Raw genomic sequence first — 22,196 nt, forward strand, 5'->3', positions numbered from 1 at the left:
TTAAATATCAGTTGGTGAAAGGGTGTTACGAAGAATGGTCTCCTCTATTGTGCGTTACTTTCAGCTTTGTTATAAAGTATTATTAGTAACCATCAACACCCAACACCTACCACTTAACACCCAACATTAAAACTTAAATAAATCGCTTGTAGTAAGCAAGCCGGTATGCTCTTTGGTATATTCAGCTGCTAAGACGGCACCCAAGGCAAAGCCTTTACGGCTGTGGGCATCGTGAGTAATGGTAATCTTATCAGCCTCAGAGTCATAACTGATGCTGTGAATACCAGGCACTTCATCACGTCGAATAGAGGCAATAGGAAGTTCGTTAGGAGCAACCTCATTACTACCTGACTCCGTACCATCGGCTGCATGCTGGAAGCCTTTAACCCACTTATCTTTGCGATCGAGGTCGTTGATAATCTCTTCTGCAAGGGTAATGGCTGTTCCTGAAGGTGCATCGAGTTTGTGAATATGATGCACCTCCTCCATCTCAACGTTATACTGTGGGAAACCATTCATTATCTTGGCTAAATAACGGTTGACAGCTGAGAAAATAGCAACGCCAATAGAGAAGTTACTTGCCCAAAACAAAGTCTGCCCACCTTCTGTACACATACGCTCAACCTCTGCCTTATGGTCCTGCATCCAACCCGTAGAGCCACTAACAACCTTCACATTGTGTGCAAAGGCACGCTGATAATTGGCAAAGGCAGCCGTAGGATTCGTAAATTCAATAGCTACATCAGCCGACGCAAATGCGGGAGAATCGAAGTCCTCTATATTGTCAACATCAATAATACTTACGATTTCATGGCCACGCTCAAGGGCTATCTGTTCTATCATATGCCCCATCTTGCCATAGCCTATCAATGCTATTTTCATAATTAATCTGAATTAAAACATTGCAAAGGTAGCTGATTTGCGGCATAATACAAAATAAGTTCACGTATTTTTAAACCCAATTCAGTCATTAGAGCCTCAACATATTTTGTTTTATTATCGAGCAGATTGTTTGGCTTTGGAACGCAGGCGTAGCGGGCTACGTCAAGTTACAAAGACTAACAAGATACCGATAAGAAAATAAAAGATGTTAGGAAACAATACCATACTATCGTAAGAATGTACATCTTGTGGTCTAATGACCGATTTGGGTTAACAAGGTATTGACAAGTCAAGGGATGACCTTTCCATATAGAATAATTGGTAAGATTGAACCGTTCTTCTCATTTTCTATTGACGTATTGACGTCCCGCACATCTGGTGCGGAGGCTTAGCACCAATGGTGCGGAGTACTAACACCACTGGTGCGAAGTACAAAGAAGAGAGAAACTATGGTGCGAAATAATAAGAAAAATACACAGATAATCCTATTGGTTTTATCATTTTCTTTGTATATTTGCGTACTGTTACAAACCAAGAATCTTATATGGAACAACTCATCCACTACGTATGGAAACACAAGCTGTTTCCGTTGACAGGGCTTAAAACCACTGACGGACAAGAGGTGGAGGTCATTGACACTGGACTACATAATCACAACGCTGGACCAGACTTCTTCAATGCAAAGGTGAAGATAGGCGGTACGCTGTGGGTGGGGAATGTGGAGATACACGACCGTGCCTCCGATTGGTTTCTACACAGACACGACCGCGACCCGAATTATAACAATGTTATCCTGCACGTGGCTGAGTCTATCGACGTTGATGTTAAGACACGAAGGGGCGATTATCCGCCACAGATGCGACTGCAAGTGCCGATGGCTGTGCGAGAACATTACGAAGAACTACTCACAACAGACGAATATCCGGCTTGTTATCGTATCATTCCGAGTCTTTCAAAACTAATGGTTCATTCGTGGATGAGTGCCTTACAGACTGAAAGGTTGGAACAGAAGACAGAGGCGATAGCCCAACGAGTGAAGGACTGTGACGGCTCTTGGGAAGCAGCCTACTTCGTAACACTTGCCCGCAACTATGGTTTCGGCATCAATGGAGACGCTTTCGAGACATGGGCTAAGCTAATTCCTTTGCAGAGTGTGGCACATCATCGGGACAATCTCATGCAGATTGAAGCTTTCTTCTTGGGGCAAGCTGGATTGTTAGATACAGCAGCTATCCCCGAAAGATATCAACAGCAGGCACTGAATGACAGCTATTTCACTAAGCTGAAAAGCGAATATCAGTACTTAGCACATAAGTTTGGACTACAAGCGATGGATGCCAATCAATGGCGATTCCTCCGCCTACGGCCACAGAACTTTCCGCATATTCGCATCGCACAACTCGCTCACCTCTACTATGAACAGAGGGCTGGATTGTCTCAGTTGTTGGAGTGTGAGAGTGTTAAGCAGGTCAGAGAACTGTTGGCAACACAGGTGACACACTACTGGGAGACACATTATGTCTTTGGTGAAGAGAGTGCAAAGAGCGAGAAGAAACTATCAGCAGCATCGTTGAATCTACAGATTATCAACACCGTTGCACCTATCCTCTTCGCATACGGCAAACATAAGAACGCGGAGAAGTACTGTGAACGTGCCTTCGACTTCCTCGAAACCTTGAAAGCAGAGGAGAATCACATCGTTAGAATGTGGAAGGAAGTGGGGCTAATGGTAGAGACTGCGGGTGATTCGCAAGCACTTATACAACTAAAGAAGGAGTATTGCGACCGAAAAGACTGCCTCCGCTGTAGGATAGGTTATGAGTATCTGAAGGGGAATTCATCAATAAAGGGTTAGGAGAATTGGGATAATTAGGCTAATGGGGCATATAAGGCTAATAGGCCTAATAAGCCCAATAAACTCCTAAAAACAACATAGATTATGGAAAAAAAGAAATACATCTTTGAGACAAGACTGGATGTTCGCGACTACGAGTGCGACATCCAAGGTATCGTTAACAATGCAAACTACCTGCATTACACCGAGCATACACGCCATAGATTCCTCAAATCATTGGGCGTTAGCTTCTCTGAACTTCACGAGAAAGGCGTTGATGCCGTTGTAGCACGTATGCAACTCACTTATAAAGTGCCGTTTACTTGCGACGACGAGATTATCTCACGCATGTCATTAAAGAAGAACGGACTACGCTGGGTGTTCTCTCACGACCTCTTCCGTGCCAGTGACGAACGCCTTTGCTTCCATGCAGATGTAGACCTTGTGACGCTCATCAATGGTAGATTGGGCAGTAGCAAGGAATACGACGAAGCGTTTGCACGAGTATTGTAAAAGTCTATCTACTCCCTTAGCCTTCCCCTCTTTCGGGGAAGGTGGGGAGCTACTACTGATCATTACCTACACCATGGAATCCTTAAACTCAATCTTACTAACCCGACTTACTCGCTTTAACCTCAGTGAACTAACTGAACTTTATAAGCGAGCAGGCTCTGCTACGGCTGTCATAGAACATAAAAGAGACATCAGAGAGATTCTTCCTGAAGCCTCAACGCATCTCATACAAGCTTTGAAAGACATTGATAGCCTGAGAGAATGGGCTGAACAAGAATTAGAATACGACCGTCTGCATAACATTGAGCCTATCTGTATGAATGATGAACACTATCCACAGCGGCTCAAGGAGTGCCCAGATGCACCTATCCTACTCTATTATCTCGGTAATGCTGACCTCAACAATCGACACGTTATCAATATTATCGGTACACGACACTGCACCACTTATGGGCAGGACATTCTCCATTCGTTTGTCAGAGAACTAAAAGCACTTTGTCCAGATGTACTCATCCTCAGTGGACTGGCTTATGGAGTAGATATCCATGCACATCGTGCTGCCTTGGAGAATGGCTTTGAAACTGTAGGAGTATTGGCTCATGGACTCGATGATATTTACCCTCGTGGACACAGAGATACAGCTTTAAAGATGATTAAACAAGGTGGATTGCTGACGGAATATACCACGCATACACAGCCCGTTGCCCGCAACTTCGTACAACGTAACCGTATCGTAGCAGGTTGTGCAGATGCAACTATCCTCATAGAATCGGCTGCGAAGGGTGGAGGACTTATCACCTGCAGTATCGCTCGTAGCTATGGACGGGAAGTATTTGCCTTTCCTGGCGCTGTTCATTCTGATTATAGCGAGGGCTGTAATAATCTTATTCGTGACAATGGTGCGGCTCTCATCACATCAGCAACAGACTTTGTGAAGGCGATGGGATGGGATGATGATATCAAATTGGAGCAGGCACAACAACGAGGTATTGAACGAACGCTTTTCCCTAATTTGTCTTCAGAAGAGGAAGCTATCGTTCGCGTGCTCGCTAAAAACAATGACTTGCAGATTAATCTCTTGTCGATTCAGGCGAATATTCCTATCTCAAGGCTCACTGGAATCCTCTTTACACTGGAAATGAAAGGGGTTATTAGGGCTATGGCTGGCGGTTGTTATCATCTTCTTGCATAGGATCTTAATACTATAAAAGTAGCTAATACTGAAAAAAAAGACATTTCTTTGCCACAAATCTGCTTCATCTTCCGTCTCTATAAATGTGAACGAAAACTGAATCACCAACCTAATTAATTATCAAGACAATGAGAACAACCATCTTTACTATCGCATTTGCTGCAGCTATTCTATGCTCAAGCTGCACCGTAAAAGCCAACCCAACGACGCTCATCACACAACCGATGAATGATGAGGTAGAGTCTATTATCAAAGAGTTTAAGAGTGGAGACAACGTCACTTACGTCAACTTGCCAAAGACACTCATAAAGCTTGGATTGAAGGCTGCCGACGACGAGACCGCTAATGCACTCGCTGAGCAAATCGACGGACTGCAAATTTTAACTTTCGAGAAGGCTAATCAAAAGATTAAAGACGGCTTATACAACCGTATCAGTAAGTTGGAAGCACAGGGATACGAACCTATGGTGAAGGCAAATGAGGACGGCGAAAAGGTCAGAATCTTCATTAAAGGCAACGAGAAGGAAGTGCAGAGCCTTGTTGTCTTCGCTATGGACAAAGAAGACTGCTCACTCATCAATATCGTAGGACATATCAATCCTGCTAATATTGATGATGTCGTAAAGTCACAAACCAAGTAAACAAAGACACGCTATGAAACGGTTTATCATCATAGGCATCCTTGCTCTCAGTACATTATCAGCCTCAGCGCAGAGCGTAAAAGGGCTGATTGAGCAATATAGGCACGAGAAAAACGTTATTCACCTTCATATAACACCTGCCTTAATGTCATTCTTGAAGGTGCTTGCTAAAAGCCATTCGGACGATTCCAAGGCTCTGAAAGCGGTGTCTTCCTTTCGTATACTTGTCTTTGACGACTGTGATTCGATTGTAAAAAGTCGTTTTAGAAACACGGTTCAGACCTTCCATCCTAAGGGATATACGCCAATCATCTACAATAAGCAGGCAGATGAGACTAATTATGTTTACCTCAAAGAAAAGAAAGGGTGCATTCGTGAACTGCTCATTCTCGCTATTGACAAACAAGATGGCGCCATTGTGCGGATTAAGGGTAAGATAAGTCCTAACGATGTCGACTCTGTTGTGAAAGAAAGTACCAACAAGAAGAATCTGAAAAGCTATAAGTTATAGGGCGGACAACCTTACATCATAGCCGATTATTGTCTAAAGCGCACATCTGCCTATGCAAGCAAGCGATTTTAAACAGCTATTCCTACCCTGCCATCGGAAACTCTTTTCGGTGGCATATAGGCTGATGAGCAACGCTCAAGCTGCTGAGGATATGGTGCAAGAAACCTTCTTAAAACTCTGGATGCAGCGTGATAAGATGGAAAAGGTTGACAATCCAGAGGCTTATAGCATAACAGTACTACGCCGACTCTTCTATGACAAGATGAGAGCAGGACACCTTCAAGAAGTCGACAAAGATGTGGGAAGTCTGCAAATAAGCTCCTCACAGAACATAAGTAAGCAATTAGAGGAAGCTGACGAATACCAACGCGTAAGGCAGTTGATTACCCACCTGCCCGAACCACAGGCAAAAATCATGCTGATGCGTGATGTTGAAGACTGCAGTTTTGAGGAAATCAGCACCGAAACAGGGCTTTCGGAGGTGAATGTAAGAAGTATTCTCAGCCGTGCCCGAAAGAAGATTAGAGAACAGATAAAAGCAATGAGATATGATAAAGACTGAAGAAATAAAGCGTTTACTTGACCGATACTACGATGGAATGACCACCGAAGAGGAGGAGAAGGCGCTGCGCACCTACTTCAACGGCAGTGATATCAATGCCAGTTTGAAGGAGGAGCGCATCTTCTTCACGGCTCTTCAGTCATCAGAATGCCCTACACCAGCAGGGATGGAAGAACGGCTCAGTCGACAGATTAGCCAGTGGAACACCTTAGAAGTCACTAATCGTCGTGCGATAAGGCATATCAACCTACGCTGGGTAGTAGGAATAGCAGCCAGTTTGTTGCTTCTCTTTGCTGCAGGAGCTATCGTTTACCAAAACGAGAATAAGTCTCCACAAACTGAACAGGATACCTATACTAACGCTAAAGACGCTTACGCCGAAACGTCAAAAGCACTGATGAAATTCTCAAAGACGCTCAATAAGGGTATTGACGCTACCGAGAACATCACTAATAAAACAAGGGATTAGATTATGAAGAGAATTATTTTAACGCTTTGTATGACTATGATAGCTTGTATAACGGCATTCGCCCAAAAGGCATTGTTCGAAAAATACAGCGAAACAGATGGTGTCTCCACTGTCTACATATCACGTAATATGATGCGAATGATGGGCAATGTGAAAGCAGGTAACAAGGATATCAGCAAGATTGCCAGCCGACTCGACTATCTGCAGATACTCTCCTGCGAACGTCCTTCACTGATTCCTTCTATCAAGAAGTCTGCCCAAAACATCTTCAATCAACAAAAGTATTCGATTGTAATGCAAGTCAATGAGGGGGGCGAACATACTACTATCTACGAGCGGCATTACCCAAATGGAAAGAAAGAGTTTGCCCTGCTTGCCATAGAACGCAACGAGATAACAATTATCAACCTACTTGGTAATATCTCTCTACAGGATATTCAAGGAATAGCTGGTGGGAAATAATCCACCAGCTTTTTTTGGATATATAATAGAAATGAAGTACTTTTGCAGAAAATAAGCTGCATTCGGCAAAGTTAAAGCAAGCTTTACTTTGTGCTCATTGGCAATATTTTTGCAGAAAATAATCAAATGAAAATAGGTATATTCGTTGGAAGCTTTGATCCATTTACAATAGGACATGACGCTATTGTACGCCGCTCCTTGCCCCTCTTTGACAAGGTTGTGATTGGTGTTGGTATCAATGAGCGGAAGAAGTGCATGCTCAGTGCAGAGGAACGGACCGAGCGTATAGCACGACTCTATGCTGACGAGCCAAAGATTGAAGTAAAGGCATACAGCGACCTTACCATCGACTTTGCACGAAGAGAGGGAGCCGAATATATCATTAAGGGTGTACGTAGCATAAAAGACTTTGAATATGAACGCGAACAAGCTGATATCAACCGACGCTTGAGTTCTATTGAAACCATCTTTTTCTACGCTGAACCACAATTTGAAAGTATCAGTTCAAGCGTTGTAAGAGAGCTGAAAAACTTTGGAAGAGACATCACTGAGTTCTTGCCAAAGGGATATTAACGATTAGACAGAGGCGCACAAGCCTCATCGATAAAACATAGACACGATGATAACATATAGTGCTGAAGGCGTTAAGATGCCTAAAATCAAGAAACGAGAGATTTCTCGTTGGATTAAAGCTGTTGCTGCAACACATGGACGAAAGGTTGGAGAAATTGGTTATATGTTCGTAGATGATGAAAAGATTCTCGAAGTAAACAACGAGTATCTTGGACATGATTACTACACGGACATCATTACTTTCGACTATGATGAGAATGATGTGCTCAATGGCGACCTTGTTATCTCACTTGATACAGTCCGCTCTAATGCCGAACTTTTCAAGAAGTCATATGAGGACGAGCTTCACCGAGTTATCATTCATGGTATCCTTCACCTCTGTGGTATCAATGACAAGGGTCCTGGAGAGCGTGAGATTATGGAAGAAAACGAGAACAAAGCACTCGCACTTCTCAAGAGAATGCAGACTGAGAAATAATAGGTAGAATCCATAATAATACCTTCCACACAGAAGAAAGTAGAGGGTGTGGCAAAATGCGAATTAATAACCTGACAACTTTCAATCTATAAGTAGGATTCTTTTAAAGGCAAAGAAAAGACCATTTCTTTACTCAAAATCGAGTACAGAAATGGTCATTTTTATTGGATTGTTTCAAACTGTTATATTTAGGAATGGGTATTTTAGTTTTGACACACCCTCTTGGGGATGAGGCCTTACCCTGCCTCTGGTCCTCCCTCTTCTTTATTCTCCTTTTCTTTCGGCTCGGGGACAGGGCCTTTTGCCTTCTTCCTCGCAGGATTATCCACATCCACCTGCAATTCCTTCAATGCCTTGCGCACCGACTCTTTCCAAGTCAATGTCAATTTCGGAGCTTTGAGGCTCTTGGCGCATACGTCCTTCTCGTTTTCCTCCATCTTTGAGGGAACGTTCACACGCAAAGAGAAAATATCACCGAGGTCTAAGCCTGTTCCCATGCGGGCACATTCAAGGATAAGGTTACGCAAGGTGATAATCACATTACGAGCATCACCCTCCGTCAATGAGGTTTCACGAACAATACGTTCCAACACCATTTCGGGTGAGATCTTTTGTTGACCTTTTGGTACGGCGATATACACCGTTTTACCCTTCATTTTTCCCATTGTCGCCTTACGAGGCGCAACTTTGAATTCAATCATTTTGATTTGGTTTTTAATTAAACATTAGATGAATATATCAACATCATTTTGATGTCCTTTTTCATGTATTTTATACCCAGCGGTTGGGTCGTCTTGTACCCAGCTGCTGGGTAGCATCGTACCCTGCCCGTTGGGTAGACTCCTACCCATTCGCTGGGTACGATCGTACTTCTTCGCTGGGTACAACTCTACCCATTCGTTGGGTACAAAATAGACCACGAACAATCGCAAGGATTACTCAAACGATGGCTCGACCCTGATCCCGCCGTCGCGGGTACCGTTGCGCACGTTGACGTCGCTACTGGAGAAGAGCAAGTTGTACGCGCGGTAGCTGTTCCCCGGGACAGCACTTGACGACCAATAGTAGCCGTTAATACCAACGACGTTCAGCTGACCAAAGGCGTAGCCACCCAAGGCGGGCAGGTAGAAGTATTTGTTTGCATCAGCTGCGGAAGGAAGAGTCCGAGAAACGGACCAGCTGTCTCCATTGCTATTTATACGCCAATCAGTACCGTCGACAGCGGTGTTACTGTTGTAACCGCTTATGTATGCATTCTTCTTAAACCACATACCACCTTTATATAAATGACCCATAGTAGTCCATAATTCATCTGCGTCCCAACGAGGATCGCCGTACTTTGCGTACCACGTCATCTCGTTTACGTTGGGGAGAGTTGAGCAACTCTGAGTAGCATCGAAGCGACCTGAACCGCTACTCTCGTGATAGTAACGATGCTTAGGGTCGCTACTACTCTGGGGGAAGTTTGATGAACTGTTACCAATAAGGGTTGGCTGGCCTGTGTTTCCTGGTAAGTGCTTTGTCCATTCATAACCTTTCCAGTATTGTTCCTGTGCATCCCACATGTAGTAATGGTCGCCGTCGTAATTTTTAACTTGTAGGTCTGCTTCCATGTTGACGTATTCATTCTTTGCAAAAGTATGGGAAGGTATGATCTTAGTAATAGTTCCCTCTACGTGTGTTGCAACATCCTTTACCCAGTAGCGGATTCTTAAAGTGTGTGTACCTGGCTTGATAACCATGTAAGCACCATTGGTTGTTAAGCTAGCAGAAGTGTTTGTCAAAGGGAAACCATTTGCATAAGCACCACTACCAATGGTTTCAAGCACAATCTGCTTTCCGTTACCTGTACCTGTTAATGCGCCTGCACCAGTATCTGCAGTTGGATCAAGTGTATAGGTAGATGTAGATGCGATATCATTATCTGATGTTACCTCTATCTTAGTGAGATAGCAATACTTTAGTACATCATTGCTTGTATAAGGCTTAAAAACAAGGTAAGCAGCCTTGTGGTCGAGTGCGAACTCAAATTCGTGGCTTGTAGCATTGCGTGTTGCCTTGGCTATACCGCAATCGCCTGATGCGCCAAAGTGAGCGGTGGTGTTAGGCTCTGTTTGTTTCTGCTTATTGGAGATAGTTACTTTATCTTGACTACCATTCTTGCCTGGATAATAAACATCGTATGAAGATTTGGCGGTGTACTTACCAGGCATTAAGAACTTGAAAGAGGCAGTCTTGCCCGTTGGCGAGTTGCTACTTTGCTTCCAATTGCCGCTATCATCCTTTACCCAAATCTTATCGCCTGCTTCCCAATAGAATGTACCATCTGCCTCCATGGTTGTGCGTGTTGCAGGTTCGCCAGTGCTGAATGCGGTTAACCCTTTATCGTCAGTTGTAGTTTTGCCGTTCTGTGCTAAATCATCATTTGCACAAGAGGCAAGGGCTAATGTTAAACCACACACGACAGCAAAAGATGCTAGTCGTGTGATGAATGAATGTCGTTTCATTGTTTTCTTCATTTTTACTTTTTTCTCTTTGTTAATAACTCTCTGTTAGTTTTCCCAAGCGGAAAAATCGTCTTCGTTCTCATTGTCAGCTCCCTGCCATGCTGGTGCTTGCTTAGCACTGCTGATGGTTCCGCCTGGGTTTGCCGGGTTATGCTGACCATTAAATGGAGACCCCGCCATTAAATTTGTGGTTTCGTTTACTTGAATTATCATGCAACTTGGTGCAGAATAATCCTTCTTTTCTTGTTTCTTTCTCATTGCTTTTTTGATTTAATTAAAAATAGTTGTTATCTACTCTCTATGTGGCTTTGTTGCTCACCTTTTATTATATACATCCTGACGAACTCATTATTTATCCTTTCTGATTGCCTGCCCCTCCCTCTCTACAGGCAGACAGCGCATTACCACTGCCTGCCCGAGAAATCAACGAGAGAAAACAAACTATTATAAGAGAATTACAATTATCTGTTACGGTAATTTCAGTGCTTAAAACGTTCTTATTTTGCTTTCTTGACAGCTCGCAAATGGGCACAAAAAAGCGAACAAAGGAAACTCCGAGAAGTCCTTTGTTTACAAGCGTTACGCCACGCTTCGCGCGCGCGTAGGATGAAAGAAAAAAAGTATGATTAAACGCTAGGTGCGCCTGTGTGTGTGTGTGTGTGTGTGTGTGTGTGTGTGTGTTAGCAAATTATTTGGATTGACCAAAGATAAAGTGCAAAAAGATGCAAAGAATCGAATAATTCTTTGCAGTACTTCGTTCACTTGATATGTCATTGCTAACTGTTTCACGGCGGCAAAGGTAAGAAGAATAAATTAACTAGCCAAATAAAAACAAAAGAAAAAGCCTCACCCCCAACCCCTCTCCGAATGGAGAGGGGAGTGAATAGTACTGTTTGCTAGGAGGATAAAACATCAATTACAGACTCCTGTCCGTATCAGGTACTGTACACAGGTTAATGGCCTTATTCACAATGTCACTCTGGGTATTCCACACTCGGAAATACTCGTTCATATCCCATATATCACGGGCTGTAAGCGCCTTTATCTGTAGCGCAATATTAGGAAGAGTAGCCTTTAATTCTGCAGCATCCTTTGGCTCAATCTTTTCTTTCTTACCCTCTGCAACGATTTCATCGAGCAACGACTGTGGTACCACATACCCCTTATTGAACGCGTCAAATGAGCTGTATTGCGCCTTTAAAGCCTGACGATTCGCATCAGCATACTTCAAATAAGCATTGATAATAATACTCTTTGCGGCTAACATACGGTGATAGCGAGTGAACTTTGTTGTATCAAGTGGGACGAAGTAATCAGGCATAATACCACCGCCACCATAGACAACTCGATGCTTGCGGATGGTGTAATACTTCAAAGAATCTGAGAATTGAATACTGTCTGGATTGGTCAACTCGCCATGCTTAAATCGTTTCTCGATATCCATTTCATAATCCTTTAGGTCGCCCTTTGTATAAGGTTTCTGAATACAACGACCGCTTGGCGTATAGTAATGGGCTATTGTCAGACGAATCATACTACCATCAGGGAGGTCGAATGGACGCTGTACGAGTCCCTTACCAAAGGTTCTACGGCCCACAACTGTTCCACGATCATTATCTTGAATAGCACCAGTAACAATCTCTGCAGCCGAAGCCGAGAGTTCGTTTACCAATACATAAACCTTCGCATCCTGCAGTCGTCCGTTGCCAATTGCCTTAAAATTCTGGCGACGAGCGCGTCGTCCTTCGGTATAAACAATCATGTCATTGTTCTTGAGGAACTCATTTGATATCTGAACAGCCGACTGAAGATAACCGCCACCATTGTCTTGTAGGTCGAGAAGGAGGGTCTTCATACCTTTCTTTTTCAGTGAGTCAACAGCCGACATGAACTCATCATGGGTCTTCATACCGAAGCTCTCGATTCGGATATAGCCCACATTAGGACGAATCATATAAGAGGCATTGATGGTATGAACTGGTATCTTAGCACGTGTAACGACAAAGGTAAGCACCCCTTTCACGCCACGGCGTACAACACCTAACTTCACTTTCGTACCCTTCTTACCACGTAGCATCTTCATGATGTCGATACGTGCCATCTTCACACCAGCGATAGTAGAGTCGTTCACACTGATGATACGGTCGCCAGCAAGGATTCCCACCTTCTGAGATGGTCCGTTGACAACAGGCTGGATAACGACAAGTGTATCTTCAATCATATTGAACTGCACACCAATACCCTCAAAGTCGCCTTGCAGCGGTTCGTTCATCGCTTTGGTTTCCTTTGCATCGGTGTACGTAGAATGTGGATCGAGCTTCTCAAGCATACCCCTAATACCATCCTCAACTAACTTCTGCTCGTTCACAGAGTCCACATAGAAGTTCTTAATTGCCATCTCTGCCAACTGCAGTTTGCGTAAAGGAGAGTCGGAGCCCATATTACCTTTAACCTGCGCCTTACCAATAACTGGCAGCAAAGCCATCATCAATAATATTATAATTGCTTTTTTCATCATTTAGAACTTATAAATTATTTTGTTTCTTCTTATCCTTATCTTTTCTTATCAATATGATTTCACACAGAGAAACGGAGAGCACTGAGTGAAAAAGAATATACTCTTTAGGAGAGTTTTTAAACATTCACGGAGGTGCTAAAGCACTAAGAGAGTTTTAGGAGTAATTATTAATAACCATTAAGGACGCTATGAATACCGTCCTTAAGCATAGTAACATCAAAGTTTATAAGATAACCATATCTTAGATTCTGTAACTTTAAATAAGTCATTAATTGCTTAAAATGTACTGGTGATAACTCTCCCACCGACTTAATTTCTATAATAACCTTTCCATCAACCAGCAAATCTATTCGATAGACCTCTCCAAGTTCTATACCTTTATACAGTACTTTTATGGGCACCTGTCTTTCTACCTTAAAGCCTTTCTGTGTCAATTCATACATCAAAGCCTTCTCATAGACACTCTCTAAGAGCCCTGGTCCCAATAATGAGTGAACTGTGTAAGCACAGGCTAAAAGCCTATGTGTGTATTCATCTGATATTATTTCCATGATTCTTTAAGGTTATAGTTCTACTATCTATAATAGATTACGTTCAAGGATTACAATTCTCCTTATTCTCATTCCTCCTCGTTTTCAAGCTAAAAAAAGTCTTCCAACACCTCTTTGTGCCAAAGGCACCTCTCTACTCCGTGCTCTCCTTGACTCTGTGTGAACCTTATTTGGGAGTAAGAGTTAGCCTCTATAGCACCCTTTCAAATAAAACCCTTTACTCTTTCTCCACGTCAGGAAGGTCCTCTTCTATAACGAGGTTGTCAATAATAAAGTTCTGACGTTCCATCGTGTTCTTACCCATATAATACTCCAAGAGCTTAGCTACCTGGTCATTCTTATGTAAAGTAACCTGTTCTAAACGCATATCTGGACCGATGAAATGGGCAAATTCGTCAGGAGAGATCTCACCAAGACCTTTGAATCGAGTGATTTCTGGGTCTGGACCAAGCTCGTTGATAGCTGCTACACGCTCCTCCTCAGAGTAACAATAACGTGTAATAAAGTCGTTCTTTTTCTCTCCTTTCACACGACGAGCGTCCGCTTCGGCAATTACCTCTTTGTTCTTTATCTTTGTTCGACGGTTACGAACACGGAAAAGCGGTGTCTGAAGGACATATACGTGTCCTTTCTTTATCAGCTCTGGGAAGAACTGAAGGAAGAAAGTTATTATCAACAAACGGATGTGCATACCGTCAACATCGGCATCCGTTGCGACAATTACCTTGTTATATCTAAGCGAATCGAGTCCGTCTTCAATGTCGAGCGCAGCCTGAAGGAGATTGAACTCCTCATTCTCATACACTACCTTCTTCGTCAGACCAAAGCAGTTAAGCGGCTTTCCACGCAATGAGAAGACCGCTTGTGTGTTGACATCACGACTCTTAGTAATACTTCCGCTGGCTGAATCTCCCTCTGTTATAAAGATAGAACTCTCCTCCTTTCGATCGTTCTTCACGTCACAATAGTGTACACGACAGTCACGCAACTTACGGTTATGGAGGTTGGCTTTCTTCGCTCTCTCACGTGCTAACTTCGTTACACCAGCCATTGCCTTACGCTCTCGCTCGGTCTCCTTGATTTTATTCTCAAGTATATCGGTGAAGTCTTCTTTATGAATATGAAGGTAGTTGTCAACGTTTGTCTTGATAAAGTCGCCCACATACTTATTGATAGACTCACCATCAGGCGACATCTGTGTGGAACCTAACTTAATCTTTGTTTGTGACTCAAATACTGGTTCTTCAACGTTTACAGCGATAGCAGCCACCAATCCGTTACGAATGTCACCATACTCATACTTGCCGAAGAACTCTTTTATTGTCTTGGCAATATGCTCCTTGAAGGCTGTCTGGTGTGTACCGCCCTGCGTTGTATGCTGACCATTCACGAAAGAGTAATACTCCTCGCCATATTGATTGGTGTGTGTAAAAGCAATCTCAATATCCTCTCCCTTCATGTGAACAATCGGATACAATGGATCAACAGTCATATTATCAGTCAAAAGGTCCTTCAAACCATGTCGACTAAGTATACGACGACCATTGTACATAATCGTCAATCCGGTGTTTAGATAGGTATAGTTACGGAGCATCTCCTCTACTATATCATCATGGAAGCTATAATTCTTGAAGAGCGTTGCGTCTGGTTCAAAGTAGATATAGGTACCATTCTCGTCCGCAGACTTCTTTGTTTTGTCGCTTTGTAGGTTTCCTTTCTCAAACGATAGTTCACGTACCTTACCATCACGGAAGCTCTTTACCTCAAAATGTGAGCTTAGTGCATTAACGGCTTTCACACCGACACCATTCAAACCAACACTTTTCTTGAACGCTTTAGAGTCGTATTTACCACCCGTATTCAGCACTGACACAGCCTCAACAAGCTTTCCTTGTGGAATACCACGACCATAGTCGCGCACACTAACACGCAGATTATCCTCCACATCAACCTCGATACGGTCGCCAGCATTCATCTTAAACTCGTCAATAGAGTTATCAATGACCTCCTTCAAGAGTACATAAATACCATCTTCTGGCAACTTGCCATCGCCCAAACGACCAATATACATACCCGGACGGGTACGCACGTGCTCCATATCCGATAGGTGTCGGATATTATCGTCGGTGTAAGAAACGGGTGTTGGGGGTTGAGTGTTGGGTGTTGGGGGCTGAAGGTTGGGGGTTGATGATTTATCCATGTGCTGGGTTGTTGGCTGTGAATTATTGGTTATTGAGGGTTAATTATTAGGTGATAAGGGCTTAACTATTTTATTATATTGAGTGTTCATTAATGAGCAATTAGGTGTTAATATAGAAGAAACACGTGAAATTATAGAAAGAACACATGTTAAAGCTGTCCATCAACACCCATCATTCATCACCCATCACCCAATAGCTTTTCTATAGCATCTACGCTTCTTGTGCATAGTTGGGTCTAATGGGCCCCACTGACTCTGTACGCTTTCGTTGGTTTCCATCTCGACATGCGTCTCACCCCACTTGAAGCCGTACTTCACATAACGTGGAATGAGGTCAGCAAAGACAAGGGAATTAGCCCCCTTTGAGCGATACTCTGGTAGGACACCAATAAGGAGAAGGTCTACAACCTCCGTCTTATGGAACTTTATTGCACGTAGTAAATGCCACCATCCGAATGGGAAAAGACGTCCACGGTGGCACTTCTGCAAGGCACGTGTTAGTGATGGGATTGTGATTGCAAGACCAACTAACTGGTTATCCTTATTGCCATCCTCAATAACTGTAATGAGATCGAGGTCGGCAAGTGGGAAGTACATCTTTACATACTGGTCGATCTGGCGATCAGTTAACTCAGAGAAGCCATACAAATTAGCATAAGTCACATTGATTAAGTCAAAGAGTTTCTTGCCATAACCACCCTCGAAGATTTCCTTCTTAGTCAGTTTACGCACATGGAGATTATATCGTTTCTCCACCATCTCTGCAATCTTTGTATATTTCTCTGGAGCTGTCTCTGGGACATCAAGACGATATTCTACATAGTCATTATCCTTTTCCCAGCCACCAAGTTTCTCCATGTGCTTTGGATAATAATCGTAGTTATAGATAGTTGCCATTGTTCCGAGCTGATCAAAGCCCCATGTCAACATACCTTCTGGGTCCATATCTGTGAAACCAAGTGGACCAACAACAGAGGTCATGCCCTTCTCTCTACCGTAGTCTTCAACAGCTTTCAACAGAGCTTTTGATACTTCTATATCGTCAATGAAGTCTATCCAGCCGAAGCGAACATCCTGCTTGTCCCACTTTTCGTTTGCTTTATTATTGATGATAGCAGCTACACGCCCCACCACTTTTCCCTCCTTCAAGGCGAGAAAATACTCAGCTTCGCAGAAGTCAAAAGCAGCATTCTTGTCTTTTGACAACGTATTAAACTCATCACTATAGAGGTTTGGGGCATCATACTGATTACCCTCGTAGAGGTCATAATGACACTCGATGAAAGCCTTAAGGTCTTTCTTCGTCTCTACTCTCTTTATCTGAACTGATGACATTTAGAATCTTTTAATTTCGTTATTTTCCTAATCTTAAACGTGCAAAAGTACTAAAAAAAAGGTAGATTGGCAAATTTACGCTCCTTTTTATTGACTATCACTACCCTACTACTCAGTCATAAGGACTCGTGTTAGGCGTCCGCACCACACGTGCTAACCATGCGCACCACACGTGTTTGACGTCAATACAACTCCAGCTTATGCTTAACATACTTGCAAAACATCATTTATAGAATAGTTCCTAAGCATTCACTGAAACCACAATAACCATTTATTATAATGATAGATAACACTTCATGGCACCTTCTACTTTTTTGTTAACATCGCTGTTTTCTTACAAACGAAGAGGAGATGATTACTTTCTGCATCCGTGGTTGCAAAGAGATAGACATCTCCTCCCTCTTTTATCTTCAGCCGTTTGCGTAGTTCAGCAACACTCATAGGGAAGTTGCGCACAGCAAGATTGGCTTTGTCTATCCCCGATAAATGACGTCGTAGCTCCTTCTTATTGAACGATGAAACCGCTGTTATCTCAAACTGACGACCAGGGAAATCATTGATAGCCTCCTCAGAGACAAAAAGATGAGAATTAAGACTGAGTACTGAAAGTGGATAACGGGCAGTAAGCAAAGCAAAACAGCCTGCTTTCATCAATGAAGCATTAGGTTCATAGAGATACTGCCCAGCCTCTGGAACAGCCGTAAGAAGTCGCTGCGATACGCTTAAAGCCTCATCAAGAGAATAAGATACAATGTTATTATCATTCACACAGAATACCTGTAAGACTTTTTTCGTAGCCGTCTTGTCATCTGTTTCACCTTTCGTTCTCTGCAATACCAGCAGCAATTCCTTACATTCATTGCATACAGAGACGATATGTACCTCACGAACAACACTGCCCAAACGATTGAGTTCGTCCACAGCACGATGCCAATCGAGCATTGGCGACAGCTTGATTACAACTGTATCTGCCTTCTCTAAAAGTTCTTCTTCCAATGCCAAGACATCGGGTGTACAATCACTTATCAGCACAGTCTTACCTCCTTGTTCATTACGACGTGCTGGATCGAGGAATAACACAGACACATGGTCGAGCTGCTGGAGGTAGGCTGTACCATCTGTATTCACCACTTCAGCTTGTGTTAAGCCTAAAGCATGGAAATTATGACGTGCCAATTCGCACAACTTCGCTTGTTGTTCGACATAAATAGCACATTTGAAGCTGCGTGCTATAAAGGAAAAATCAACGCCAAAGCCGCCTGTTAGGTCGCAGAACGACCCTTCATAACTATTCTGAACATGATTTTCTTGCTGCGTAGGAGTAGTTTCTTTTCCTACAGAAGGTCTGCAACAATCGTTATTTAGGTCAGAAGAAGCGAAGTTCTCTGCCCCTACAAGGCGTGCAACCAATCGTGCCTTATATTCCGCAGTATGCTCACTTGAACACTGTTCCATCGATAGATGCGATGGGTAAATGATATCCTCCTTCGCTGCCCACGACGGCAGTTTCGTGCGTGCTGTCTGCCATCCTGCCAACTGGTCGAGCAGGAAGGGCATGTCAATATCGGGGTAGCGGTGGGATTGGAGGGCAAGAAGCCTCACCCCCGCCCCCTCTCCGAGTGGAGAGGGGAGTGAAATGTTATGTTTGCTTAGAACGTCCCGCACATATTTTGGCAGTGGTAGTTCTGAATGACTTATATCGTTTTTTTGCTTCATCTAATCCTATAGTTGTATTGCCTTAATAGTCCTTAGAATTTTATTCTTACCATCTATCACAGTAGCAAAGTCGGTAATCACTCCCCTCTCCATTCGGAGAGGGGCGGGGGTGAGGCATCTTTTTTTACCTCACCACCCTCAAATTCTGCTTTGCCCAAACCCTTGTACAAAGGTTGAAGTGCCACCACTCTGTACGTAAAGGCATGAAGCCGGCAGCACTCATCACCTCACGAAGGAGTCTGCGGTTGGCTAATGCCTCACGAGAGATAAGACGACGAGCAACGAGGTCATTCTCTTTATCAATATGACTGGCTATCCCCATGTGGTCTACCTTCACACCCATTGGAATCGTATCTATCAAGCAACGTGTGGCGCCATCACGCCATGTAGCATCATTCCATGAGGCCTTGCAGATACTGATGTCTACAGCCATTCCATAGTTATGCATACCTCCTCCGTGCGCAGGATTAGACACATAGAAATACTTTGGGGTATCTTTCACTGCGTCCCACATCGTCTGCTGCACGCTCATCGGTCGCGTGGCATCGAAGATACAAAGGCTCAAATCAGGACGACGACGCTTCAATTCTGTCTGCGCTTTACGCAATGCTTCTGCACAAGCGGGTAATACATAGGCATCACGAAGCTCATGATAGAGTACACGATTACAGAAGTTATCCGTACGAGCATACATCAAAGCCACCTTGATAGAAGGTACTACATGCTTTATATTTACCAACCCCTGCTGCTCCATTGACCGACCAGCAGCCTGCCGACGACTCATCGTTGGTGTCTGTGCGTGTACACTGCTAACAAAGAATATGGCTGCAAATAGCAGATAAAAGACTCGTTTCATTCTTTATATTTATTATATATCCTACAGCTAAATACAAATAGCAGCTGCAGGAATTATCAATCATTCGTTAATTAAAACACTTAAACCGACCAACGAAAGCTAACAAGGGCAGACACTGTCTTCCTCTCACGCCCTCTCAAGGTTCGGAAAGAAAGCACAGCCTCTGCCCCTGCCTTCTGTAAACACTATCACTGAGTAAGTCAAACATCATATCTACATGACTTAGTCCTTACCTCTATAGTGTTTGTATCTTATTAGTTTAATGCAGCCTTCTTCTGCTTTACATAATCGCCAAATACGCGATCTACCTCAGCACGCTGCTCATTGTCGAGTGTATCGTTAGCTTGAATCAATCCACGATAATAGGTTTTGATAGCCTTTGACAACTTTGCTTTATCTGCAGAGTTCTTCTCAAAGATATTGTCAAGGTCCTTGTAAAGGGCTGGCTTCATCCTGTTCATAAAGGCAAGCTTACCTGTTGCAGGAGCCTCAGCTTCAGTAGAGAGACTATCAGATTGCTCTGCTGTATTCACCTTCACCGTATCTTCTGGAGCCGTTTCAGCATCAGAGCTAAAGACAGATGACACATCAATCTTACCTACTTGGTCAATCAATGCACCGCCATAGTTATAAAGCAACGCACCGACTCCAATAACAACAGCAATTATCAAGCCTAAGACAACAGTACCTTTACCAATCTTTGGCATACTGAACGAAGAGCCTTCATTGTTCAAATCTGCAAAGAGCTCATCAATATTGCTATAACGATCGCTTCGCTTGAAAGCACAACAACGCTTGATTACCTCACTATAAGCTAACGTCAAACCCATCACTTTCATAATAGTACCGAGCGAATAGATGTCGGCTGTAGCGTCTGCAGGCAACGTCTCGTCCTTCATCTCAGGTGCCATAAAGCGCGTTGTTTCAGCTGTTGGCTTAACATCTTCAGGTGAAAGAACACTGAAATCAATGAGTTTTACATAATCACCCTGTGTTGTAACAAGCACATTTGAGGGCTTCAAATTACGATGAATAACCCCTTGCTGATGTGCATAACGCAGTGCATCAGCAATCTGATTGATGATAGCAATCTTCTCCTCGTCAGTATGATTTTCCTTGAGATAAGCCTGTAAAGTACGTCCTTCAACATACTCTTCCTCTATACAAAGTCCGTAACCATCAACCTCAACCAACCCTTGATAGCGTACAATACCAGAGTGATTGAGTCGTTGGCACTGTTTAAACTCACGCTTCAATGCATTACGAAGCAACACACGCTCACGGTATTCTTCCTTTAGAGTCTTCAATACGACTGTCTGGTCGCCCTTGCGACACTTCACAATCATACAATATCCCTGTGATGGAATAACTTTATATTCAGTATAACTGGCCTTTACTGGAGCATCGGCAGTCTGTGCCTGTTCGTTAGTGGAAAGTTTGTTCTCGCTCATTGATATTCGTAGGTTTTAATTGTCTTTACGTCTTTTGTGTACAAAAGTAGTAAAAAAAAACGAGATAAGACAGATATTCAAGGGTAAAAGAGTAAAAAGGTAAAATGCTGAAGCATAGCTTTGAAAGGGAAAAAGAGTAAAAGAAGAATAAGAGGAAAAGCATTAACCCTATTACTTTCGATACTTTATTCTCGTGTCACGATGGCTACAAGCCGTTCTACCCCACTTCAAAATGTCTTCTTTATAGGCAACAAAGCATGTCTTATTATATGCTTAACATTTTTCTTACAGCGACAAAACATGTACTTTCAGAACTACTTTCACAAAGAAAATAGGTTCCTACGTTAAATAAATAGATTGAAATAGAATAAAGACTTATATACTTGTATGGGATGATTATCCTAAATTAGATGGTCTTACAAAGAGGGATAAAATACAAAAAAAGATGCGAATTGATATGATTTCTATCCGCCTTCTACAAACAGCATACTTCCACACTGCCGACACTTGTAAATAATTTTCCGACAATTCAAAATCAAGACATGCTCTTTTAGCTTCTAAAAGACGCCTAATTAACTTGCAAAAGGTGCCTTTTTGAAGGCTAACTAACGCCCTTTTGAAGTCCATTTAAGCACCTTTTATTTTACTACTTGGTAACTAATTGATTCTCTGTTGATTGCAAACTTTATTTTTATATGTGTTTTTTTCGTTATTTATAGAGGTTTTACTCGACACAATGTAATTATTTTTCAAATCATTATCTATTAAATTAGCTGTTATTTATCGCTACAAATAACAAGTCTACTCATCAACTTCTAAACTCGTAAACTATCGATCTGTGACTACTGATTAAACGAATTACGTTGCAATAAGGATTCGAGTAATTAGCGTAATTCGTAGTCAGTGAAAGTAAAATCATAAAGTTCAAAGGTCAAACCTCAAAGG

22 protein-coding genes are annotated in these 22,196 nt (G+C 42.8%); 10 read left to right on the forward strand and 12 right to left on the reverse strand.

Annotated features, from left to right (window positions below; genetic code table 11):
- Positions 1-126 precede the first annotated feature (126 nt).
- Complete coding sequence (gene dapB, locus J4861_RS11410) at positions 127-882, reverse strand: 4-hydroxy-tetrahydrodipicolinate reductase (RefSeq protein WP_211816927.1); 756 nt, start codon at positions 880-882, stop codon at positions 127-129.
- Between the two features lie 544 nt (positions 883-1,426).
- Here dapB and J4861_RS11415 point away from each other — a divergent pair.
- The 10 genes from J4861_RS11415 (at position 1,427) to ybeY (ending at position 8,117) form a co-directional block, all read left to right on the forward strand.
- Positions 1,427-2,737, forward strand: a complete 1,311-nt coding sequence (locus J4861_RS11415) for a DUF2851 family protein (RefSeq protein WP_211816928.1) — start codon at positions 1,427-1,429, stop codon at positions 2,735-2,737.
- Positions 2,738-2,821: 84 nt separating this feature from the next.
- Entirely contained in the window at positions 2,822-3,229 is a 408-nt protein-coding gene (locus tag J4861_RS11420; RefSeq protein ID WP_004358870.1) for an acyl-CoA thioesterase, read from the forward strand.
- Between the two features lie 73 nt (positions 3,230-3,302).
- Positions 3,303-4,421, forward strand: a complete 1,119-nt coding sequence (gene dprA, locus J4861_RS11425; RefSeq protein WP_211816929.1) for a DNA-processing protein DprA — start codon at positions 3,303-3,305, stop codon at positions 4,419-4,421.
- Positions 4,422-4,549: 128 nt separating this feature from the next.
- Complete coding sequence (locus J4861_RS11430) at positions 4,550-5,062, forward strand: DUF4252 domain-containing protein (RefSeq protein ID WP_211816930.1); 513 nt, start codon at positions 4,550-4,552, stop codon at positions 5,060-5,062.
- Positions 5,063-5,075: 13 nt separating this feature from the next.
- Positions 5,076-5,573 (forward strand): DUF4252 domain-containing protein, encoded by a 498-nt coding sequence (locus J4861_RS11435; protein WP_211816931.1) that lies wholly within the window; start codon positions 5,076-5,078, stop codon positions 5,571-5,573.
- Positions 5,574-5,625: 52 nt separating this feature from the next.
- Positions 5,626-6,135: an RNA polymerase sigma factor gene (locus J4861_RS11440; RefSeq protein WP_211816932.1), complete on the forward strand. Its 510-nt coding sequence runs from the start codon at positions 5,626-5,628 to the stop codon at positions 6,133-6,135.
- Positions 6,122-6,604 (forward strand): hypothetical protein, encoded by a 483-nt coding sequence (locus J4861_RS11445; protein ID WP_211816933.1) that lies wholly within the window; start codon positions 6,122-6,124, stop codon positions 6,602-6,604. The genes J4861_RS11440 and J4861_RS11445 overlap by 14 nt, the downstream gene beginning before the upstream one ends.
- Positions 6,605-6,607: 3 nt before the next feature.
- The gene (locus J4861_RS11450; protein ID WP_211816934.1) at positions 6,608-7,066 is read left to right on the forward strand and encodes a DUF4252 domain-containing protein; all 459 of its coding nucleotides are present in this window, start codon (positions 6,608-6,610) and stop codon (positions 7,064-7,066) included.
- Positions 7,067-7,192: 126 nt separating this feature from the next.
- Positions 7,193-7,639, forward strand: coding sequence for a pantetheine-phosphate adenylyltransferase (gene coaD, locus J4861_RS11455; protein ID WP_211816935.1), 447 nt, complete (start codon positions 7,193-7,195; stop codon positions 7,637-7,639).
- A gap of 46 nt (positions 7,640-7,685) precedes the next feature.
- Positions 7,686-8,117, forward strand: coding sequence for an rRNA maturation RNase YbeY (gene ybeY / locus J4861_RS11460; RefSeq protein WP_211816936.1), 432 nt, complete (start codon positions 7,686-7,688; stop codon positions 8,115-8,117).
- Between the two features lie 236 nt (positions 8,118-8,353).
- On the opposite strand, the gene J4861_RS11465 is transcribed toward ybeY, so the two are convergent.
- The 11 genes from J4861_RS11465 to J4861_RS11515 all read right to left on the reverse strand — a co-directional run bounded on the left by J4861_RS11465 (position 8,354) and on the right by J4861_RS11515 (position 21,251).
- Positions 8,354-8,818 (reverse strand): HU family DNA-binding protein, encoded by a 465-nt coding sequence (locus tag J4861_RS11465; protein WP_211816937.1) that lies wholly within the window; start codon positions 8,816-8,818, stop codon positions 8,354-8,356.
- Positions 8,819-8,842: 24 nt separating this feature from the next.
- On the reverse strand, positions 8,843-9,037 hold the full coding sequence (locus J4861_RS11470) for a hypothetical protein (RefSeq protein ID WP_211816938.1): 195 nt from the start codon (positions 9,035-9,037) through the stop codon (positions 8,843-8,845).
- A 15-nt stretch (positions 9,038-9,052) separates the two neighbouring features.
- Positions 9,053-10,636, reverse strand: coding sequence for a hypothetical protein (locus J4861_RS11475; RefSeq protein ID WP_211816939.1), 1,584 nt, complete (start codon positions 10,634-10,636; stop codon positions 9,053-9,055).
- 33 nt (positions 10,637-10,669) lie between these two features.
- Positions 10,670-10,882: a hypothetical protein gene (locus tag J4861_RS11480; protein ID WP_211816940.1), complete on the reverse strand. Its 213-nt coding sequence runs from the start codon at positions 10,880-10,882 to the stop codon at positions 10,670-10,672.
- Between the two features lie 658 nt (positions 10,883-11,540).
- Entirely contained in the window at positions 11,541-13,142 is a 1,602-nt protein-coding gene (locus J4861_RS11485; protein WP_211816941.1) for a S41 family peptidase, read from the reverse strand.
- 167 nt (positions 13,143-13,309) lie between these two features.
- Positions 13,310-13,693, reverse strand: coding sequence for a GxxExxY protein (locus tag J4861_RS11490; protein WP_211816942.1), 384 nt, complete (start codon positions 13,691-13,693; stop codon positions 13,310-13,312).
- Positions 13,694-13,910: 217 nt separating this feature from the next.
- A complete protein-coding gene (locus J4861_RS11495; protein ID WP_211816943.1) occupies positions 13,911-15,893 on the reverse strand; it encodes a DNA topoisomerase IV subunit B in 1,983 nt (660 codons plus the stop codon).
- A gap of 186 nt (positions 15,894-16,079) precedes the next feature.
- Positions 16,080-17,228 (reverse strand): N-acetyltransferase, encoded by a 1,149-nt coding sequence (locus tag J4861_RS11500; protein ID WP_211816944.1) that lies wholly within the window; start codon positions 17,226-17,228, stop codon positions 16,080-16,082.
- A gap of 306 nt (positions 17,229-17,534) precedes the next feature.
- The gene (locus tag J4861_RS11505; RefSeq protein WP_211816945.1) at positions 17,535-18,944 is read right to left on the reverse strand and encodes a THUMP-like domain-containing protein; all 1,410 of its coding nucleotides are present in this window, start codon (positions 18,942-18,944) and stop codon (positions 17,535-17,537) included.
- Between the two features lie 124 nt (positions 18,945-19,068).
- Positions 19,069-19,800: a M15 family metallopeptidase gene (locus J4861_RS11510; RefSeq protein ID WP_211816946.1), complete on the reverse strand. Its 732-nt coding sequence runs from the start codon at positions 19,798-19,800 to the stop codon at positions 19,069-19,071.
- Between the two features lie 254 nt (positions 19,801-20,054).
- The gene (locus J4861_RS11515) at positions 20,055-21,251 is read right to left on the reverse strand and encodes a serine/threonine protein kinase (protein WP_211816947.1); all 1,197 of its coding nucleotides are present in this window, start codon (positions 21,249-21,251) and stop codon (positions 20,055-20,057) included.
- Positions 21,252-22,196 lie beyond the last annotated feature (945 nt).

This window comes from Prevotella melaninogenica (genome assembly GCF_018127925.1).
Taxonomy (GTDB): Bacteria; Bacteroidota; Bacteroidia; order Bacteroidales; family Bacteroidaceae; genus Prevotella; species Prevotella melaninogenica_C.

Bases quoted from the DNA above. Each gene is read 5' to 3' on its own strand.
- J4861_RS11505 (WP_211816945.1), bottom strand. From the start codon at position 18,944: ATGAAGCAAAAAAACGATATAAGTCATTCAGAACTACCACTGCCAAAA.
- J4861_RS11430 (WP_211816930.1), top strand. From the start codon at position 4,550: ATGAGAACAACCATCTTTACTATCGCATTTGCTGCAGCTATTCTATGC.
- J4861_RS11480 (WP_211816940.1), bottom strand. From the start codon at position 10,882: ATGAGAAAGAAACAAGAAAAGAAGGATTATTCTGCACCAAGTTGCATG.
- J4861_RS11485 (WP_211816941.1), bottom strand. From the start codon at position 13,142: ATGATGAAAAAAGCAATTATAATATTATTGATGATGGCTTTGCTGCCA.
- J4861_RS11475 (WP_211816939.1), bottom strand. From the start codon at position 10,636: ATGAAGAAAACAATGAAACGACATTCATTCATCACACGACTAGCATCT.
- J4861_RS11500 (WP_211816944.1), bottom strand. From the start codon at position 17,228: ATGTCATCAGTTCAGATAAAGAGAGTAGAGACGAAGAAAGACCTTAAG.
- J4861_RS11415 (WP_211816928.1), top strand. From the start codon at position 1,427: ATGGAACAACTCATCCACTACGTATGGAAACACAAGCTGTTTCCGTTG.
- J4861_RS11495 (WP_211816943.1), bottom strand. From the start codon at position 15,893: ATGGATAAATCATCAACCCCCAACCTTCAGCCCCCAACACCCAACACT.
- ybeY (WP_211816936.1), top strand. From the start codon at position 7,686: ATGATAACATATAGTGCTGAAGGCGTTAAGATGCCTAAAATCAAGAAA.
- J4861_RS11420 (WP_004358870.1), top strand. From the start codon at position 2,822: ATGGAAAAAAAGAAATACATCTTTGAGACAAGACTGGATGTTCGCGAC.
- dapB (WP_211816927.1), bottom strand. From the start codon at position 882: ATGAAAATAGCATTGATAGGCTATGGCAAGATGGGGCATATGATAGAA.
- J4861_RS11435 (WP_211816931.1), top strand. From the start codon at position 5,076: ATGAAACGGTTTATCATCATAGGCATCCTTGCTCTCAGTACATTATCA.
- dprA (WP_211816929.1), top strand. From the start codon at position 3,303: ATGGAATCCTTAAACTCAATCTTACTAACCCGACTTACTCGCTTTAAC.
- coaD (WP_211816935.1), top strand. From the start codon at position 7,193: ATGAAAATAGGTATATTCGTTGGAAGCTTTGATCCATTTACAATAGGA.
- J4861_RS11440 (WP_211816932.1), top strand. From the start codon at position 5,626: ATGCAAGCAAGCGATTTTAAACAGCTATTCCTACCCTGCCATCGGAAA.
- J4861_RS11490 (WP_211816942.1), bottom strand. From the start codon at position 13,693: ATGGAAATAATATCAGATGAATACACACATAGGCTTTTAGCCTGTGCT.
- J4861_RS11515 (WP_211816947.1), bottom strand. From the start codon at position 21,251: ATGAGCGAGAACAAACTTTCCACTAACGAACAGGCACAGACTGCCGAT.
- J4861_RS11465 (WP_211816937.1), bottom strand. From the start codon at position 8,818: ATGATTGAATTCAAAGTTGCGCCTCGTAAGGCGACAATGGGAAAAATG.
- J4861_RS11510 (WP_211816946.1), bottom strand. From the start codon at position 19,800: ATGAAACGAGTCTTTTATCTGCTATTTGCAGCCATATTCTTTGTTAGC.
- J4861_RS11445 (WP_211816933.1), top strand. From the start codon at position 6,122: ATGATAAAGACTGAAGAAATAAAGCGTTTACTTGACCGATACTACGAT.
- J4861_RS11450 (WP_211816934.1), top strand. From the start codon at position 6,608: ATGAAGAGAATTATTTTAACGCTTTGTATGACTATGATAGCTTGTATA.